The sequence below is a fragment of the Clostridium sp. genome (assembly GCF_017888565.1).
GTDB lineage: Bacteria > Bacillota > Clostridia > Clostridiales > Clostridiaceae > Clostridium.
Genome location: NZ_JAGHFX010000048.1, coordinates 38,723 through 56,928 on the forward strand (window position 1 = coordinate 38,723; position 18,206 = coordinate 56,928).

Genomic DNA, 18,206 nt, shown 5'->3' on the forward strand with positions numbered 1-18,206 from the left:
ACAATGGGTAATTATGATGATAGATTAAAAATCTTAACAATGTTTTTAGTTGTTAAGATTTTTTGCTTATAATGGTAGCAAAGTTTGTGTTTAATCATAACATATAGATATATATCTATATGATTGCTTTTTAAATCTCGATAAAACACTTGCAAATTGACAAACTATAGATAATTATCTATAGTTATATATAAACAATAATCTATGTAAGGTGGTGCTGTATGAATAATGATTATGAAACAAATGCTAAAATATTTAAAGCATTAGGAGATCCTAATAGGCTAAAAATATTAGATATTTTATCTTGTGGAGAAAAATGTGCTTGCGATTTGTTAGAAAGCTTTGATTTTACTCAACCTACATTATCACATCATATAAAGGTTTTAACTGAATGTGGATTAGTATTATCTAGAAAAGATGGAATATGGAATTATTATAAATTACATATAACCAATGCTAACAGATTAATCTTAAATTTAATGAATATTATTACTGATACAGAAGAATGTATTTGTAAGCCAAATGATTGCGTATGTAAAAATAATTAAAAATTTATAGTAGTATGTAATTAAATAGATAAATGGATTTGATGAAATGTTAAATAGGAATTTTGCATTAATTGAATGGAAGGCAGAAGAAGTAAAAGGCGATAGACTATTAGAAATAATTAGATAGAAGGAGAAACTAAAAATGAAAAAGAAGGTAGCATTTATATGTGTTCATAACTCTTGTAGATCACAAATGGCGGAAGCATTAGGAAAATTATTTGGAAGTGAAGTTTTTGAAAGTTATTCAGCTGGAACTGAAACTAAACCCAAAATTAATCAAGATGCAGTAAGAATAATTAAGGACTTATATAATGTTGATATGAATGAAACTCAAAAATCTAAATTACTTATTGATATACCAGATATAGATATTGCAATAAAGATGGGGTGCAACGTTGTATGTCCTACTATATCAGCTAGCCATATAGAGGATTGGGGATTAGAAGATCCAACTGGTAAATCAGATGAAGAATTTATTAAAGTAGCAAAAATTATAGAAGAAAAAATAAAGGGTTTAGCCAATAGAATTAAAAATAATGAGATATAGGATGTAAATATGTGGGAAGAATACTATTGAAGAATTAATAATAGAAAGGAGGTTGTATATTTTATGAAATGGGAATATAAAGTTGTTCAAATAGGCTCAATGAAAGGGATTGGAAATTCAGAGAAATTACAAAAAGAACTTAATGATTATGGAAATTTAGGCTGGGAGCTAGTTGGAGTTTTAACGAAGCCACATGAAGGCGTAGGATGGATTCCAAAACCTGATGATGGTTCAGTAATATTTAAAAGAGAAATTGTCTAATTATAAGAAGATAAAAAATTATTAATTATTATTAATTTGTTTAATAAAATATAGAATTATGTAATAAAGATGAGTGTATGGTTTTAAATATAAAAATAGCCAGTATAGAATTAATTAATGGTCTGCTAAAACACATAAATTAAATTTTATATACTAGCCAAATTTATTATATAATATATAGAGGAATAGAGTAAAGTATTATCTTTACTCTATTCCTCTATATATTATAATCAATAAAAGTAATATACTAATTATTCGATAGTATTTAATCATTAATACAGATACTTAATAAATTATTGAGCTTGACTTAATTTTTTAGTTAAGATATTATGTTAGTTTTTAAATTTATATAAATATATTTTAGGATAGAACACCTTTTTTATATAAATAAGTATATAATAAATTCGATGAACTTTATAAAGAGTTACTAGAAGGGATGACGATATTTGGATAAATCAAAATTTTATACTAACAGAATAAATATAATTATAATAGCAATAATTTGTACCTTTCTATGGGGAAGTGCTTTTCCTGCAATTAAAGTAGGATATGAAATTTTTAATATAGCAAGTAGTGATGTTGGTGCAAAGCTTATATTTGCTGGATATAGATTCTTCTTAGCTGGAATTATTGTGTTAATAATAAAGTTATTAATGAAGCAAAGTATCTTTAATTTAACTTTTAAAGATATGAGAGAAATTACAATATTAGGACTTGGACAAACGACTCTTCAATATATATTTTTCTACTTAGGAATGACATATACTACTGGAGTAAGAGGTTCAATTATAAATGGAACAGGTACATTTTTTAGTATCATATTAGCACATTTTATTTATAAAAATGATAAGCTGAATTTCAATAAGATTTTAGGCTGCATAGTAGGATTTGCTGGAGTTATAATTGTAAACCTTGGAGGATCTTCAGTTTTAGAAGGAGGATTTTCTTTTAAAGGTGAAGGATTTATAATGCTTGCAGCTTTTATGCTTTCAATTTCATCAATATACAGTAAGAAGATAAGCCAAAATAAAGATGCATATACCATAACTGGTTATCAATTAGCTATAGGAGGATTAGCTTTAATATTAATCGGCTATATATTAGGAGGACACCTTACAAACTTTAATGTTAAATCTACTTCTTTATTATTATATATGGCATTATTATCATCAGTAGCATTCGCATTATGGTCTCAACTTTTAAAATACAATAAAGTTGGAGTAATTTCTGTTTTCAACTTTTTAATTCCTGTCTTTGGAACTATACTTTCAGCTATAGTCCTTAAAGAAAATATCTTTGATATAAAGATACTTATAGCTTTAATATTAGTTTGTGCAGGGATTTATTTAGTATATAAAAAGAAGGAAATTAAGGAATAAACAAATAATTTATAAAATAACTGTAATGAAGTAATAACTTTGTTACAGTTATTTTTATAAATAAAGTTAATCATAAAAATATATGAATATTGCATTAATAATAAATCAATAGCAATTTAAAAATGTATTAATTTGATATAAAAATGTAATAATGAAGTTAAATTAATTATAAATATAAATGAGTACTATAATTTGCAACATCAATATTGAAGAAATATAATATATGTTCTCATAAAATATAATAAATAAATCGTGACATAAAAAGTATGCTCAATTCTATAGTTATTAAAAAAATTAATATAGAGAGGATTGTTAATATGTTAAAAATGCAAGATTTAGAATCGTGTTTTAAAACCGCAAAAGAAGAAGGTGTTGCTTTTATAGGGATTAAATTTAAAGTTGAAAAATTTGAGAGACCAGAGATAGTAATAAACGAATTAGAAGATTTTGATAAAAAGTTAGAATACTATAAGAAGTATTATAATGATGATTTAGTTTTAAGAGAATCTAGAGGAAGAAGAATAATAGGATTATCTTATGGTGATTCATTAGGTTATATAGAAAATGAATTATTGTGGTAATGATTTTAAATAAATGTTCATGAGTGCAATTATAAGGATACTAATAATATAAAATTATACTTAAAAATACTAGTAAATAGGAAAAGTCCTACTTACTAGTATTTTTTTGCTTTTTATAAAATAAGGTTATTTAATATATTAATAAAAATAACCGAAGGTATGTAGAAAAGATTGATATAATTTTAAAATGTTTATAAATAAAAATAAATTATATTGAATTTTAGTGGATTGGAAAATTCTAATATTACTTCTTTGCGATCCTATTCAGCTTATGGAATCTGTATATTTATTGTAACTTTTATATTCGTAAAATATATCTATTCACCAATTTTAAAATCTATTGTATCATTATCTTATATAGTTTCAATTTTGCTATTTTATTTAAAGAAGCATGATATGTTTATAATATTATAATTTTAGTTACGTAAATCAATTAATTGAAACATAGATAATAAAAAAGATTTGGAGAGAAATATGGGGAAAAGTAAAGAACTATTATTGATACGATATATATCATTTATTATTTTAATAGCTCAAATTTTTATTGAAGAAAAAAATACAAGTATTCTTAGTTTAATATTTATTTTGATGTTTATAATAAACAATAATCTTAGAATATTTTACTTTAGAAATGATAAATTAACTATTTTTTCTATGATTGTTGAAATAATAATATCACCAATAGCTTATTTAAACTTTGGAGGAAGCATTTTATTTTATTTAATAGGAGTAACTATAGATGCCTTTACATTAAAATTTGAAAAAATAAAATATATCTTTTTAATTGTAATATCTTTAATATCACTATCTAGTAAATTTAATAAAAATATAGAAGATGGGTTTATTAATTTAGTTATTATGTTTATTTTTATAATTCTTTTAAATTACATATCTAGATTGCATAATACAAAAAGAGAAGCTCAAAGGTTATATGATAAGCTTAGAGTGTCTGAGGAAAATTTAATTGAAACAAAAAAGCACCTTGAAGAATGTCTTACTTCAATAGAAGAGTTAACAGTACTTAAGGAAAGAAATAGAATATCAAGAGAAATACATGATAGTGTTGGACATTCGTTATCTACAGCTATGATTCAGCTATCTGCAATGGAAAGTATAGCCGATAAAGAAGGAAGCATGCTAAAAGATATGGCAAGTAACTTAAGAGATTTTATAAATGAGAGTTTTCAAGATGTTAAAAGGGCAGTAAGTGAACTTAAATCTGATGACTATGATAATTACAGAGGATTAATTAGAATTCAAGAGTTGTGTAAGAACTTTGAAAAGATGTCAGGTGTAGAAGTGAATATTATTTTATCAAAGGGTGATTGGACTCTTTCTACAAAACAAAGTACTCACTTATATAGAATAACTCAAGAAGTTTTATCAAATGCTTTAAGACATGGAAAAGCATCTAAGGTTAAAGTAATTATGAACTTTACAGAAAATGATTTTGTAATATCTTTTAAAGATAATGGCATAGGAACTGATATTATAAAAGAAAGTGGATTTGGACTTAAAAATATAAGAGAAAGATCTGAAGAAATAGATGGAATAATTGATGTAAGTTCAGAGATAGGAAAAGGATTTTTTATAAAGCTTGTAATTCCTAGAGAAAAGGAGAATTAGGATGGCGAAAATTAAAATATTAATTGTAGATGATGAAAAACTAATTAGAGAAGGCTTAAAAATTATGCTTTCAACTTTTGATGATATAGAAGTGGTTGATACTGCTGAAAATGGATATAAAGCTTTAGAAGTGTGTAAAAATAAAGATATAGATGTAGTTCTTATGGATATAAGAATGAAAGATTGTGATGGAGTAATGGGCACTAGACTTATTAAGGAGCAATTTACTAAGATTAAAGTTATTATATTAACTACATTTAAAGATAAAGAATATATTCAAGATGCATTAAAATATGGAGCTTTTGGATATTTGTTAAAGGATAGTTCTCATCAAGTTATTTATGAAGGAATAAAAACAGCTTATATGGGAAATATGGTTGTTCATCCTGACGTAGCAAATGAAATTCTTAGTAATAACAATCATAGTTTAAATGATAAAGAAATAAAAAAGTATGATTTTTCAGATAAAGAATTACAAATTATTAAATACATTGCTGAAGGATTAACCAATAAAGAAATCTCAGAAAAACTTTATTTATCAGAAGGGACTATAAAAAATAATATTACCAATATTTTAGCTAAGTTAACCCTTAGAGATAGAACACAAATTGCAATTTTTGCATTTAAAAATGGAATAGTGACTTAAGTCATTTATGTAGTGACTTGTAGTGATAGCATGCCCCTTAGCTTTGTCTTATTATATAATTAAGATAAAGCTAGGGGGTATTTTAAATGAGTATCATAGAAGTAAAAAATGTTACAAAAAGATTCAACGATAAGTTAGTTTTAGATAATGTAAGTTATGAAGTTAATAAAGGAGAAATATTTGGATTTATAGGACCTAATGGAGCAGGAAAATCAACCTTAATCAATATAATGACCAGTCTTTTAACTCCAGATAGTGGAACAGTTAAAATTTGTGGTTATGATATTTTAAAAGAGCCAATAAAAGCTAAAGAGTGTATAGGTTATGTCCCACAAGATATTTCCTTAATAGAAGAATTAAATGCTTATGATAATTTAGAGTTTTTTGGTGCTTTATATGGTTTAAAGGGAAAAGAACTTAAAGAAAGAATAAATGAAGCCTTAGAAGTTACAGGACTTCAAGAAAAGAAAAAAGAAAAAGTTAAAAAATTTTCAGGTGGAATGAAGAGAAGGCTTAATATTGCAGCAGCTATTATGCATCATCCAAAAGTCTTAATAATGGATGAGCCTACTGTTGGCGTTGATCCACAATCAAGAAATCATATATTTACTTTTACAAAAAATATTTGCAGGGAATGGGGTACAACAGTTATATATACATCTCATTACATGGAAGAAGTTGAGGAGCTATGTAAAAGGGTATTTATTATAGATTTAGGCAAAGAAGTATCTTATGGAACAAAAGAAGAAATAAAATCCTCAGTATTTCCTAATAACAAGGTGATAATAGAATCTAGCAATATTACAGCTGAAGTTCTTTTAAATATAGAAAAATTAACAGGGGTAATAAAAGTTAAAGAACAAGATGATATTATTTCTTTAACTATAGATTCAAATTTTAAGCTTCATAATGTACTTAGCATAATAGAGCAATATGGAGTTAATGTAAAAAAGATAAGCTATGAAGATGCACGACTAGAGGATGTATTTTTAGCCTTAACAGGAAAGAAGTTAAGGGATTAGGGGTGAGTTAAATGAAATTAATATATTATACAAAGACAACCTTAAAAGGAATGGTCTCTAATGGAGCTGTAACACTTTTATACTATATACTATTTCCAGTTTTATTAGCAGCTTTTATGGGATTTTTTCAAAAAACACTTATGGATAGTCCATTAAAATTAGCAACTTTAAAAATTCAAATAAATGATATGGATAATAGTACTATGTCTAAAAATTTAGTATCCTTTTTAGAAAGTAATGATATGAAGGAACTTGTTGAAATAACTGATAATAAAGCAAATGTAGAAGTTTCAATTCCAAAAGGATATGAAAATAATATTGTATCTTTAAAAAGTGGAGAAATAACCATAAATAAGCTAGAAGAAGGTTACAGTAATTCTACCAATACCTTAAAAACCATTTTAGATAAATATCATGAAAGTCTTTATGTTAGTTTATCTGGAGGATCTAATGAAGACTTAGCAAAAGTTTCTGGAGAATCTGTTATTGAAAAAATAGATATATATTCTAAAAAAACATCTAGTAGTTATGAAAAAATGGCTGCATCAATGATAGCCTTTGTAATAAGTATGTTGATTTTTAGTCTTATACAATCTAATTATGCAGAGGTGAGCGTAAATCTTGATAAAAGGGTTGCATCAACACCTATAACTAGAAAGCAATATTTTTATTATGATTCTTTTGCATTATTTGTATATTCAACTGTTATTATTTCAGGATATGTATTTTTCTTTAGAATTTCAGGAATAAGCTTTACTGGAGGTATTTTCCCTTTACTAATATTAATTTTAACTTCGTCTATGTTAGTAGTATCATTAAGTAAATTTGTTTACACCTTTTTTGGTGCTAAGTATGGTAAGGTTGTAGGAGCATTGATATTTACACTTCCTATAATAGGAATGGAAATGTTCACTGGTGAAGGAAATGCATTAAAAGTTTTATCACCAACACATTATATTTCAAAATTATTTACTTTATATAATTTAAATGGAAGCTTTAGTGCCAATAATAAGGATTTAATATTAATTCTTTCTGTTTCAATAATACTATTTATAATTGCAATATTAAAAATAAGTTTATCTAAGGAGGAAAGAAGATGCGCTTAATAAGATTAACTTTAATTAATTTAAGAAGAAGTTTAAAAAATCCAGCTATCTTAATGATGACATTTTTCCTTCCAATGGTAGTATTATTTGGAGTAGTTGGACCTAGTTCAAAGGAATCATCCTTAGGCAAGATAGGAATATTAGATAAATCTTCTGGTAAATATTCAAAGGATTTAATAAGTGATTTATCTGAAAAATATTCAATAGAAGAGTTAGATGGCGAAGCTGAAGATAGCTACAATGATTTAAGAGATAAAAAGCTTGGAGCTATATATGTAATAGACGAGGATTTTGAAGAAAAAATAAACAATGGAGAAGTTCCTAAGATAAAAACTTATATAAATGAAGCTGGTATGGGAGCTGTTGTTGCAGATAATATTATAGCTGATTATATTAATAAGTTGATTAAAGAGGGCATAAACGATGGGCTTAGTACCAACACTGTTAAAACTGTAATAGAGGATAATTTTGAAGTAAATAAAGCTGATTATGTTCTTACTGTCTTAATGATATGCTATTTTATGATGATAGGTGGATCTATATTAACTGATGATATAATTAAACTTAAGGCTCAAAAGGTTTTAAGAAGAACAATATCAACTGGAAATTCAGATAAAGTTATTTTAGGTTCTCTATATTTATCAGCATTTATTCTTCAAAGTGTAATAAGCTCAATAACATTAATTTTATCAATTAATATATTTAAAATAGAAAATTACAACTTGGTGGAAGGTATACTAGTTATTACGTTAAGTAGTTTAGTTACAACATCTCTAATTATAGCTGCAACAAGATGGCTTAAAAATGCAACAATATCAAGTTTAGCTATTGTAGTTTTTGGACTACTATCCTTTGGTGTTGCAATGCTAGGAAGCGGGCTTCAAGAATTTGATAATGTACCTCAAATAATAAATAGTTTAAGTATAATTTCACCATTTTCATGGATGGTACAAATTATAAACGAAGGTAAAATAGTAGTACCGCTTATAGTTATAATATTAATGTCAGCAGTATTCTTTACAGCAGGAAGCTTTAGACTTAGAGATTATGCTAAGGAGTAGTAAATTTGTTTTAGGTAGAAGAAATATTTCTTCTACCTTTATTTATATATAAGATAAATTACAATATCAAGTGCAACACTAATTAATTTTAAAAAAATAACCCATACAGGTACGTTCATGTTAAGGTAATAATTTACTAGAAAACCACTTTAAAGGGCATGACAATATGAGTTATAAAAATATTACTATAAATTAACGATATAGTATAGTAGAACATTCAAATTTAGGATGGAATATATCTAAATTAGCTAAAGGACTTAATAGAAGCAAGGCCACTATTTCAAGAGAGATTAAAGGAAATACTACAAATTTGCTTAAAACTATTACTGTTGATAGTGGTAAAGAATTTGCTGGATATGAAGAATTAGAGTTAACTTTAACTTTAACTTTAACTTTGCTGCTCCCTAGAGTTCTTGGTAAAGAGGTGCCAACGAAAAGACTAATGGATTAATCAGAGAAATTTTCCCCAATAAGTTTGATTTTTTTCTCTATCACTCATCTAAATTTAACCATAACTCATTTTAATTATTTTTTAATTTTAGTTTATATATATAAATTTTTTATGTTATTAAAAATGTTATAATTTGTCTTTTTTTATTAGAATATATTTACATTAATTATATTATATTGTAGAATTAGAATAAATAGGAGTTATCCTATGTTATTAATAAGGGGGGGAAGTTATGAAGTTATTTGCATTTGCAAAAAGAAGAAAACCAGTATCATTTAGAGATAATTTTACACATACTAAATATTCTATTTAAATTTAAAAAAGGAGCAATAGGTATAATGTTGCTCCTTTTAATATATTGAGTAAAGGATGATAAGTTTGGATAATAGAAAAATAAATTTATTAGGTAAAATCAGTAATTATACAAATAAGGAAGGTACTAAAGAGGTAATTATTTTCCCAGAAATACCTTATTGGTTCATAGCGTCTAAAGGTAGTAGTGACATACTTAGAAAAGTAAATGGAATGACATTACAAGAAATTAAAGATTTTGATAATGATACTCAAAAATTTATTAGTTCGTTAATTGATCAAGGTATATTATATCTTGGAGAAAATATACAAAATATAGAAGATACTAATAAAGATGAAATTGAAATTTATCCTTTACAAGGAGTATGGTTAAATATTGAATCTAGATGCAATATTAATTGTAAGCATTGTTTTTTAGGAGATAAAAAACAAGTAGAAAACAAATTAACTCCTAGTGAAATGAGAGATCTTGCACTAGATTTTATCAAAGTAGGTGGGAAAAATGGTGTAAAGGTAGATATAACTGGTGGTGAGCCCTTATTAAGAAAAGATATTATAGAAATATTTGATGCAATGAATATAGATGGAATAGAAGTTAATTTTATTACAAACAGTCTATTATTTACTGAAGAAGTAGTTAATTATCTATCAGAACATAAAATCTCAACAACAATATCGTTAGATGGGGTAAGTAAAGAAACACATGAATTTATACGAGGTAAAGAAACATATGATAAAACAATAAAAAATATAAAATGGTGTGTGGATAAGGGAGTTCCAGTAACACTATCTATGACAATTCATAAGAAAAATCAAAACGAAGTAATTGAATATTTCAAATTTGCAGATGAAATTGGTGCAGATAGAGTAATTCTAAATTTCTTAAATGATTTTGGAAATGCTAAAGTTTATGGTATTGATATTCCAAATGAGTATAAAATTATTAAAAATCTATTGGAAGAAGCAACATCAAATGAATATCTTTTTAATAAACTTATTGATACAGCTATAAGCAAATTAATAGAAACAGTATTACTTCCAATAAAGACTGATTGCTGTGGTTCAGGTATAAATACATGTTCAATAACTGCAAATGGTGATGTTTTTCCATGTCCTTCTTTTCAAGTTAAACAGTATAAGGAAGATAATGTTAGGCAACGTTCATTTTCAGATATTTGGAAAGATACTAATACATTTAAAGAACATAGACGCATTAATATAAATAATTTAAATGAAGCTTGTAGTAAATGTGATTTTAGATTTTTTTGTGGTGGAGGATGTAGAGCACAAGCGTATTTTACAAATAACAATAATCTTAGTGCAAGGAGTAAAAAATGTTCCGATTACAAAAATACTTTTCTTGAAATCATGTGGATGCTTGAAAAATATCCAGTATTAAGCGAGTTACATACATCGGAAGGAACATTAATAAAATAAACTAGTAGTCAAGGAGTTCTATAATGAAATATAATAAGAAATTTGAACTATGGATATTTGCAATCGTATCAGGTTGCTTCTTAATGAGTTCAAATGCTATTACGATTATTATCCCATTAAAAATGGCTGATCAAGGCTTATCTTTTGCTAGTATAGGTAGTGTTATGGCTTCATTCTCCCTTGGTATGTTCTTTATAAAGGTTATAACAGGGAGGCACTCTGATTTAGTAGGTCAAAAGATATATCTTATAATATCATTAGCATCAAGTTCAATAATAATTTTTTTTATGGCTTTTGCAACTTCATTAATATATTATTTAATACTTTTATGTTGTTTAGGTCTGTGTAGAGGTATTTTCACCTCTATAAATTCCTCTTATACAATAGAGCTTACAAAATTTGAAGATAGAGGAAAAGGATTTGGTAATGTACTAGGTATATCATCAATTATTACTTCTTTAGGCGGAATGGTTGCAGGATTTCTTTATCAGTTTAATCAAGGTAAATATGCATTTATTATAATTTCAGTAATTTTAATTTCAGCATCTATAGTAACAATCTTCTTTCTACCTTCAATTCAAAATCAGCCTCAAAAGTTTATTAATAAAAATCTATTTAGTGGAATTAATAAAATGATCTATTTATTTTGTATTGTTATGTTTTTACAAACATTTGTTACTAGTCCTATGTGGAATACTCTAGTTCCAATGCATTTTTATAAAAACTTTGGATATACTGCAGTAGCATTAGGATTTGTTATGTCTTTAGATGAATTAATAGGTTCTCCAACTTATTTTGTTGCAGGACATATTGCTGATAAAATTAATATTAGAAAAATGCTTTGTTTAAGCTATTTTCTTGCATCTTGTTCAGGTGTCTTAATGATATTAGTATCTAATTCAATAAGTTTTCTTATAATGTTTTTATTATGCAGTATATTTGTGACATTTACATATATAGCAACTCCTAAGGCAGAATCAATATTTATAAGAAATGAATTTAAAGGATTTGAATTATCTCTTATATCATTAAGTGCTAGTATTGGTGATGCTTTAGGGAATATTTCTCTCGGTAAAATAGTAGATAGATTTAATATTAATACGGGGATAATGACGTTTTCAATTATATATGTAATTATTGTATTTTTACTATTTATAAATCTTAGAAAAATAGCAAACAATATTAATGATTTAGTTAAATAATAGGAGGTTTAAATGAAAAATCTAATCAATGAAAATACTATTTGTAGATTACAAATTGATATGCCAAGTTCTATAGATCCAGTATTTGCAGCTGATACAATAAGTAGGGAAATTATTGATAATGTCTATGAAAAATTATTTAGTTTTATAGGAGACAACTGTGTTCCAATTCTTGTTAAGAAATGGTGGATTAAATTTGATAAGATTTATTTTTTTGAACTTAAAAGGAATATATACTTTCATGATGGTTTAGAATGTGACTCCTATGCTGTACAAAAATCTTTAATACGAATGTTAAATGAATCAAAAAAGGCTAATGAGTTATTTAATGGATTATTAAATCCTAATAATATAGTATGTTTAAATAAATATCTTTTTAGTATTGAATTAGACAAAAACTGTTTAGATTTGATCTACTTTTTAGCTATTCAGGAAAGCTCAATTATAAGCCCAAGACTACTTGACAATCCAACCTTATTATCAGAAACATCTAGCGGTACAGGTCCTTTTAAAATAAAAAATATTGATACTTATAATAAAGAAATTATCCTAGAACGCTTTGATAATTATTGGAAAAAAAAACCGCTTCTAATTATATAAGGATAATTTGTGAAAGTGATTATGAAAAAAGAAAACAATTATTTTTAACTACAGGAGATATTATGGCTGTTCAAGCAAGTAAGTCTAAAGATTTTGAAAAATACACAGATATAGAAATAAAAAAATTTCCAGCTTTAGATATGGTATTATTTGTATTAAATTCTAATCGTACACCATTAAATATAAATGAATTTAGGAAGGTTCTGATATTATCATTTGATTATGAAAATTTTTTGGAGTTTGGTAGAAAAGGAATGGGAGAAAGAGTAAATACTGCTATACCTAAAGGCGTTTATTCCCATAATTCTAATATACCTCTCATTAATTATAATATTGATGAGGCTAAAAGAATCATTAAAACTATTAACTTGGTTAATATCCCTAAATTAAAAGTATTGAGTGTTTTAGGAATGGAAGATGCAGATATAGCCTGTAACATTTTAAAAAATGGGCTTCAATTGATAGGAATTGATTTAGAAATTATAAAACTACCATTTTCACAGTTTTGTAAAGAATTTGATTTAGGTGAATTTGATTTATCATTTTTATCATATGCTCCAGATACTAATAATCCGTATAGTTTTGCATATGATTTTTATCATAAAAATGGTGAAATTGCAAATGTTGTAGGATTCAATAATTCTAAAATTAATCATCTTATTAATAAAGTAAGATTTGAGAAAGATAATCCCAAAAAGTATAATATTTACAGTAAAATACAAGATATAGCATATAATGAACATCTATATTTATGGCTATATCAAGGGCAAAATTTAAAAGTTTATAAAAGTAACCTATCTAACGTATCTCACAATATATTAGATGGAGATTATAATTTTAAAAATATTATAAAATTAAAAAATAAAAAGGAGTAATTTTATGCAATATTATAGGAATACAGGAGAAAAATTTGATGATTTTAAACCGGATGTGCTTTTAGTAAACGAATATCTAGAAAAAATAGAGAAAATTAGATTTAGAAATATTATTGTAGATAAAAATGCAATTATTAATAAATGCTGGTCATGTGATCCTAAAAATTGTACTTTCAATGCATCTGAAGATTTTAGTGGTACTTGCTGTGATGGCGGTGGAATTATATCTCCATATAATGAAAAAGTAGTAGAACTATATATTGATGATGTTACAAAATATTTATCGTCTGAAAAAATTGGCTTATTATCAGAAAATAAGATGACTCTATGTAAATATAAACTAAATGAAATTAATGATGAATGTGTATTTTTAGCTACTAGCGACAATGGTAAGGATAGATTTTGTTCACTACATAGAATTTCTGAAATAGAAAATATACCAATCTATTCAGTAAAGCCTTTTGATTGTTGTATATCACCATTAGAAATAATAGTTTTAGATAATAAAGATATTTTTATTACACTCGCAACATCTGAGACTTCAAAATTCGTTAGATGGAGAAATTATATGGATTGTGTTGAAAATCCTTTACCTAATTCATTTCCTATTTATAAAACAATGGAATATACATTAAGATACTTATTTGGTAACAAATTTTATGAAGAATTGGACATGTATGCTTCTAATTTATAGGAATATTATCCTTGAAAATAATTTAACGAAATAAATATTAGTATATTAAAAATAAGAACCTTGATGATCCAGGTTCTTATTTTTTTGCTTAGATAAATTACAATATCAAGCGTAACACTAATTAATTTTTAAAAAATAACCCATACAGGCACGTTCATGTTAAAGTAATAATTGACTAGAAAACTACTTTAAAAGACATGACAATATGCGTTATAAACATATTACTATAAACGAACGATATTGCATAGTAGAACACTTAAATTTAGGGCGGAATATATCTAAAATAGCTAAAAAATTTAAATGCTGTAAAAAGATATATGTCTAATAAAGCTTTAGGATCCAATTGTATTGTAGATTTTATTTATAGTCAAAAAGTAGGTGGATTGCAATAGATCATATTGTATTTTATGGTAATGGAAAAGTAGCTATATAACCATATAATATTTATGAGAACTAGTTAATAATGTTAAAAAATATTAAAAATAGGTAGATATTTGTCTATATATTTTTATAACAGGCTAAGTATAATGTTACTATTTATATAGAAGAAAATATATTATATAATTGGAAACATAAGGTGTGAAAACACTAGCATTGGATTAATAATATATAGTATAAGATTAGAGTATATTAATAGCATAAGTAAATATCTAAAAATAGACATTAGGTAATTTATTTGCTAAAATATAGTGAATAAAGCTTACGGAGGAAAACTAAATGATTTCTAAGAAACAACTTAAAGACGAGATAATAACTTATGATATAATAACTTACAAAGATGAAGATGGAAAGCAAGTAGAATATGTTGAAGTTACTCTGACTGATAGAATTATTGATGTATATATGGATATTAGAGAAGTTAATATAGGTCTTATTGCAAATAAAATAATTGAAGATAATTTATACAAATAAAAGTGGTGAAATTTAATATTTCACCACTTTTAAGTTAATGCATTCTATCAATAAGCAGAATATAACCTAGATAATATGCTAATACGGATAAGCCATATAGTATTTTTATATAATCATTAATATTATTTTCAAAATCACTTATGAATTTATTTCTTTTTTACATATATAGACAATAATACTATAGAATATTTGTCTAGTATCATATTATACGTAAGTATTATTTTAACAACTTATAGTTTTTAGAACAACTTAAAAAAGATATTTTGAATCATAAGAGTAATTTGAGTATGTGTTGATAATAAAATTATTAAAGTAAATATAAAGGCAAAGTGGTAATAATATTTGAAGAATTTTTACTTATAGTATATTATTGTAAATAGAATTGTAAAAGGTGGGGGATTTTTTATGTGTGATATCAAAAGAAAAAAGGATATTAGTGAGATAAAGAAAAGTATTGAAGAAAAAATGGAAAAACTTTTTGAAAAGGCTCATAAATATACTGAAAATTTAAGCCATGAGGATATAGTAAGATTACATGAAAATCATGTTAAAGATGTTTTTTATGCTTATATTAATAATATGCCTTCTCTACAAAAGATAGTAGTGGAGATAGGAGAGGAAAAAGTATTAGAGGAGATTAAATCTAAGTTTATGGCAAATTTTCATTTTCATGAGAAGATGGTAAAGTGCGAAGAATTTAGGGATGATAGGAAAACTAAATATACAGAGGAAGAAGTTTTAGAAAATAATAAGAAAATATCAAAATATATTCAAGAAGTAGTAACATCAATTATTCAAGAATGTAGAGATTTAAATACTGAGGAAATAAAAGAAATACATATATTTATATTTAAACTTATATTCCAATCAGATATAGAACATATTCCTTGTTTTAAAAGTGCATCTAAAACTATGAATATAGACGTTATAAATAGAATTCACGATAGAAAAATAACAGAAACTATAAGTAAGTATATAACAATGAGTAGTAAAAATTAGAAATAAGAAAGAACAACCTCTAGAGAGGAAAAATATAAGAAGGGGGAGGACCAAGCCTCATTACAACTTTTATAAATTTAGGGCTTGTTGATGAATTTAGATTGTCTATTCATCCAGTTATTTTAGGAGAAGGAAAACCGTTATTTACTGATATAAAACAGAAATTGAATTTAAAAATGATTAATACCAGAACGTTCTCTTCAGGTGTTGTACAACTAATCTATCATTGGAATAGTAATTAATTTTAAACGGAGCAAAAAGCAAATGCCTTAATTTTAAATAGAACTTATATTAAAAGTAATAATTAAAAAAATTATAAAAGAAAATTATTAAGTAAAATAGAGTAAGTATTTTTATTACGAATATAAAAGCGAATATGAATAGAATATGTGTAATAAGCCATTTATATTCGCAAAAAATATTTATAATTTTAAATTAACAAATAAAGTTTTATTTACATTAATAATACGAATTAACTTTTCGATTTTTATATAATTTCGAAAATGATTCTAAATTTAAGCTATCTAAAATAAATGAATTTTTATAAAATAAGGTCTTGATATCTGATTTTTTATGGAAAGAAATATATAGTTAACAATTAACTAGTATCATATAAAAATTAGCTAGTGCACTTATGATACCAAATCCACAAAGAAATCCAGTAATAACCCGTCTTGTATTATTTGAAGGATATATTTTTTTATATTGAAGAAACCAATCAATAAACATAATTATTACAAAAGTTAAACTTAAACTAATTGGGATTTTAAGATTAAAAAATAACGATACTATACCTAAAATATATCCTATCAATAAGCCTGTACATCTTGTACATATAGGGAACTGATAATTATAAATAAAAAAAGCTTCTTTCAGATTTTTGATGACAAGTTTTAGAAAAAAGATTCATAAAAAATAACCAAATCTTATCTTTTTTAGTCATCTATAAATCTCTTTCCACAATCGTTACAAATGCATGTTGTTTTTTCTTTTTCACCGTCAGCACAACATAGACCACATAGTAATCCAATAGGGCCAAGACATATGGTTCCTATAACTCCACTTGTTATATCAAAATCCTCATTTTTCTTTTCAATTATAATTTTTATATTTTTACTTTTACAAAAAGGGCATTCAACGTTTTCTTTTGAATCAATATTATCTATTTTAAATCCTCCAGATAAATATACTTTTAATCAGCTTTTTGCTTGTATATAAAATTATATCATTATATAGATATTTTATATAATGATTTACTTTCTAATTTTTAACTATTTTCTAGAAATAGTAACTGGACTTTATTAGTAGAATAATAATATTGTTGATAAAAAATTTATTATATAAATGATTAAATCATAATCGAAAAATATTCAATAAATATATATTTGACATTATCACTAATTAGTGATATATTAAGTTCATGAAAGATATAAAAGATTTAATTAATGAAAATAAATTAACTTTATCTACTTTAGTTGTCTTTACAAGAGCAGAGCATACAATTCATAAGAAGGAGATTGAAACTATAAAAGAAAGCGGGCTTACAACTGCTCAATTTGGTGTTTTAGAAGCTCTATATAATAAAGGTAATTTAAAGATATGCGAATTAATAGAAAAAATATTAACTACTTCTGGAAATATAACAGTAGTTATAAAAAATCTAGAAAAGGATGGATTAATCAAAAGGATTGAAGATCCTAATGATAAAAGGTCTTGTATAATATCCTTAACAGATAAGGGAAAAGACACTATAGAAAATATTTTACCATATCATATTAAAAATATTGAAAATATTTTTAGTATACTTACTGATGAAGAAAAAATAACTTTAAAAAATATCTTAAAAAAATTTAAAAATATATAAAAATAATTTTTTTAAATATATATCACTAATTAGTGATATATATTTAAAAAAATTATTTTTATATATTTTTAAATTTTTTTAAG

19 protein-coding genes and 2 pseudogenes are annotated in these 18,206 nt (G+C 24.9%); 20 read left to right on the forward strand and 1 reads right to left on the reverse strand.

Features of this window, described 5'->3' with window-relative positions:
* Window positions 1-221 precede the first annotated feature (221 nt).
* The 19 genes and pseudogenes from J7M87_RS09035 to J7M87_RS09125 all read left to right on the forward strand — a co-directional run.
* Window positions 222-548, forward strand: a complete 327-nt coding sequence (locus J7M87_RS09035; protein ID WP_291650739.1) for a metalloregulator ArsR/SmtB family transcription factor — start codon at window positions 222-224, stop codon at window positions 546-548.
* 142 nt (window positions 549-690) lie between these two features.
* A complete protein-coding gene (locus J7M87_RS09040) occupies window positions 691-1,095 on the forward strand; it encodes an arsenate reductase ArsC (protein ID WP_291650740.1) in 405 nt (134 codons plus the stop codon).
* 63 nt (window positions 1,096-1,158) lie between these two features.
* Window positions 1,159-1,356 carry a DUF4177 domain-containing protein gene (locus tag J7M87_RS09045; protein ID WP_291650741.1) on the forward strand — a complete coding sequence of 66 codons (198 nt, stop codon included), beginning with the start codon at window positions 1,159-1,161 and terminating at the stop codon, window positions 1,354-1,356.
* Between the two features lie 446 nt (window positions 1,357-1,802).
* A complete protein-coding gene (locus J7M87_RS09050) occupies window positions 1,803-2,735 on the forward strand; it encodes a DMT family transporter (protein WP_291650742.1) in 933 nt (310 codons plus the stop codon).
* Window positions 2,736-3,052: 317 nt separating this feature from the next.
* Window positions 3,053-3,316, forward strand: a complete 264-nt coding sequence (locus tag J7M87_RS09055; RefSeq protein WP_291650743.1) for a hypothetical protein — start codon at window positions 3,053-3,055, stop codon at window positions 3,314-3,316.
* Window positions 3,317-3,790: 474 nt separating this feature from the next.
* Window positions 3,791-4,942 carry a sensor histidine kinase gene (locus J7M87_RS09060; protein WP_291650744.1) on the forward strand — a complete coding sequence of 384 codons (1,152 nt, stop codon included), beginning with the start codon at window positions 3,791-3,793 and terminating at the stop codon, window positions 4,940-4,942.
* A 1-nt stretch (window position 4,943) separates the two neighbouring features.
* Window positions 4,944-5,588 (forward strand): response regulator transcription factor, encoded by a 645-nt coding sequence (locus J7M87_RS09065; RefSeq protein ID WP_291650745.1) that lies wholly within the window; start codon window positions 4,944-4,946, stop codon window positions 5,586-5,588.
* Window positions 5,589-5,674: 86 nt separating this feature from the next.
* Complete coding sequence (locus J7M87_RS09070) at window positions 5,675-6,610, forward strand: ABC transporter ATP-binding protein (RefSeq protein ID WP_291650746.1); 936 nt, start codon at window positions 5,675-5,677, stop codon at window positions 6,608-6,610.
* A gap of 11 nt (window positions 6,611-6,621) precedes the next feature.
* On the forward strand, window positions 6,622-7,716 hold the full coding sequence (locus tag J7M87_RS09075; RefSeq protein ID WP_291650747.1) for an ABC transporter permease: 1,095 nt from the start codon (window positions 6,622-6,624) through the stop codon (window positions 7,714-7,716).
* Complete coding sequence (locus J7M87_RS09080) at window positions 7,707-8,777, forward strand: ABC transporter permease (protein WP_291650748.1); 1,071 nt, start codon at window positions 7,707-7,709, stop codon at window positions 8,775-8,777. Before J7M87_RS09075 ends, J7M87_RS09080 begins: the two co-directional genes overlap by 10 nt.
* Before the next feature lie 313 nt (window positions 8,778-9,090).
* Window positions 9,091-9,257: pseudogene (locus J7M87_RS09085) on the forward strand (IS30 family transposase); the annotation flags it as partial.
* A gap of 349 nt (window positions 9,258-9,606) precedes the next feature.
* Window positions 9,607-10,977 (forward strand): radical SAM protein, encoded by a 1,371-nt coding sequence (locus J7M87_RS09090; RefSeq protein ID WP_291650749.1) that lies wholly within the window; start codon window positions 9,607-9,609, stop codon window positions 10,975-10,977.
* Between the two features lie 23 nt (window positions 10,978-11,000).
* Window positions 11,001-12,179, forward strand: coding sequence for an MFS transporter (locus tag J7M87_RS09095; RefSeq protein WP_291650750.1), 1,179 nt, complete (start codon window positions 11,001-11,003; stop codon window positions 12,177-12,179).
* A 12-nt stretch (window positions 12,180-12,191) separates the two neighbouring features.
* Window positions 12,192-12,779, forward strand: coding sequence for an ABC transporter substrate-binding protein (locus tag J7M87_RS09100; protein WP_291650751.1), 588 nt, complete (start codon window positions 12,192-12,194; stop codon window positions 12,777-12,779).
* Entirely contained in the window at window positions 12,749-13,654 is a 906-nt protein-coding gene (locus tag J7M87_RS09105; protein ID WP_291650752.1) for an ABC transporter substrate-binding protein, read from the forward strand. The genes J7M87_RS09100 and J7M87_RS09105 overlap by 31 nt, the downstream gene beginning before the upstream one ends.
* 4 nt (window positions 13,655-13,658) lie before the next feature.
* Window positions 13,659-14,348: a DUF3109 family protein gene (locus tag J7M87_RS09110; protein ID WP_291650753.1), complete on the forward strand. Its 690-nt coding sequence runs from the start codon at window positions 13,659-13,661 to the stop codon at window positions 14,346-14,348.
* 717 nt (window positions 14,349-15,065) lie between these two features.
* The gene (locus tag J7M87_RS09115; protein WP_097033432.1) at window positions 15,066-15,260 is read left to right on the forward strand and encodes a hypothetical protein; all 195 of its coding nucleotides are present in this window, start codon (window positions 15,066-15,068) and stop codon (window positions 15,258-15,260) included.
* Window positions 15,261-15,665: 405 nt separating this feature from the next.
* A complete protein-coding gene (locus J7M87_RS09120) occupies window positions 15,666-16,259 on the forward strand; it encodes a hypothetical protein (RefSeq protein WP_291650754.1) in 594 nt (197 codons plus the stop codon).
* A gap of 56 nt (window positions 16,260-16,315) precedes the next feature.
* Window positions 16,316-16,501: pseudogene (locus J7M87_RS09125) on the forward strand (dihydrofolate reductase family protein); the annotation flags it as partial.
* Window positions 16,502-16,850: 349 nt separating this feature from the next.
* Here the strand turns inward: J7M87_RS09125 and J7M87_RS09130 are convergent.
* Window positions 16,851-17,072 carry a DUF2085 domain-containing protein gene (locus J7M87_RS09130; RefSeq protein WP_291650755.1) on the reverse strand — a complete coding sequence of 74 codons (222 nt, stop codon included), beginning with the start codon at window positions 17,070-17,072 and terminating at the stop codon, window positions 16,851-16,853.
* 607 nt (window positions 17,073-17,679) lie between these two features.
* On the opposite strand from J7M87_RS09130, the gene J7M87_RS09135 reads away from it, so the two are divergent.
* The gene (locus J7M87_RS09135; RefSeq protein ID WP_291650756.1) at window positions 17,680-18,123 is read left to right on the forward strand and encodes a MarR family transcriptional regulator; all 444 of its coding nucleotides are present in this window, start codon (window positions 17,680-17,682) and stop codon (window positions 18,121-18,123) included.
* Window positions 18,124-18,206 lie beyond the last annotated feature (83 nt).

Bases quoted from the DNA above. Each gene is read 5' to 3' on its own strand.
- J7M87_RS09035 (WP_291650739.1), top strand. From the start codon at position 222: ATGAATAATGATTATGAAACAAATGCTAAAATATTTAAAGCATTAGGA.
- J7M87_RS09040 (WP_291650740.1), top strand. From the start codon at position 691: ATGAAAAAGAAGGTAGCATTTATATGTGTTCATAACTCTTGTAGATCA.
- J7M87_RS09045 (WP_291650741.1), top strand. From the start codon at position 1,159: ATGAAATGGGAATATAAAGTTGTTCAAATAGGCTCAATGAAAGGGATT.
- J7M87_RS09055 (WP_291650743.1), top strand. From the start codon at position 3,053: ATGTTAAAAATGCAAGATTTAGAATCGTGTTTTAAAACCGCAAAAGAA.
- J7M87_RS09060 (WP_291650744.1), top strand. From the start codon at position 3,791: ATGGGGAAAAGTAAAGAACTATTATTGATACGATATATATCATTTATT.
- J7M87_RS09065 (WP_291650745.1), top strand. From the start codon at position 4,944: ATGGCGAAAATTAAAATATTAATTGTAGATGATGAAAAACTAATTAGA.
- J7M87_RS09070 (WP_291650746.1), top strand. From the start codon at position 5,675: ATGAGTATCATAGAAGTAAAAAATGTTACAAAAAGATTCAACGATAAG.
- J7M87_RS09075 (WP_291650747.1), top strand. From the start codon at position 6,622: ATGAAATTAATATATTATACAAAGACAACCTTAAAAGGAATGGTCTCT.
- J7M87_RS09080 (WP_291650748.1), top strand. From the start codon at position 7,707: ATGCGCTTAATAAGATTAACTTTAATTAATTTAAGAAGAAGTTTAAAA.
- J7M87_RS09095 (WP_291650750.1), top strand. From the start codon at position 11,001: ATGAAATATAATAAGAAATTTGAACTATGGATATTTGCAATCGTATCA.
- J7M87_RS09100 (WP_291650751.1), top strand. From the start codon at position 12,192: ATGAAAAATCTAATCAATGAAAATACTATTTGTAGATTACAAATTGAT.
- J7M87_RS09110 (WP_291650753.1), top strand. From the start codon at position 13,659: ATGCAATATTATAGGAATACAGGAGAAAAATTTGATGATTTTAAACCG.
- J7M87_RS09115 (WP_097033432.1), top strand. From the start codon at position 15,066: ATGATTTCTAAGAAACAACTTAAAGACGAGATAATAACTTATGATATA.
- J7M87_RS09120 (WP_291650754.1), top strand. From the start codon at position 15,666: ATGTGTGATATCAAAAGAAAAAAGGATATTAGTGAGATAAAGAAAAGT.
- J7M87_RS09135 (WP_291650756.1), top strand. From the start codon at position 17,680: ATGAAAGATATAAAAGATTTAATTAATGAAAATAAATTAACTTTATCT.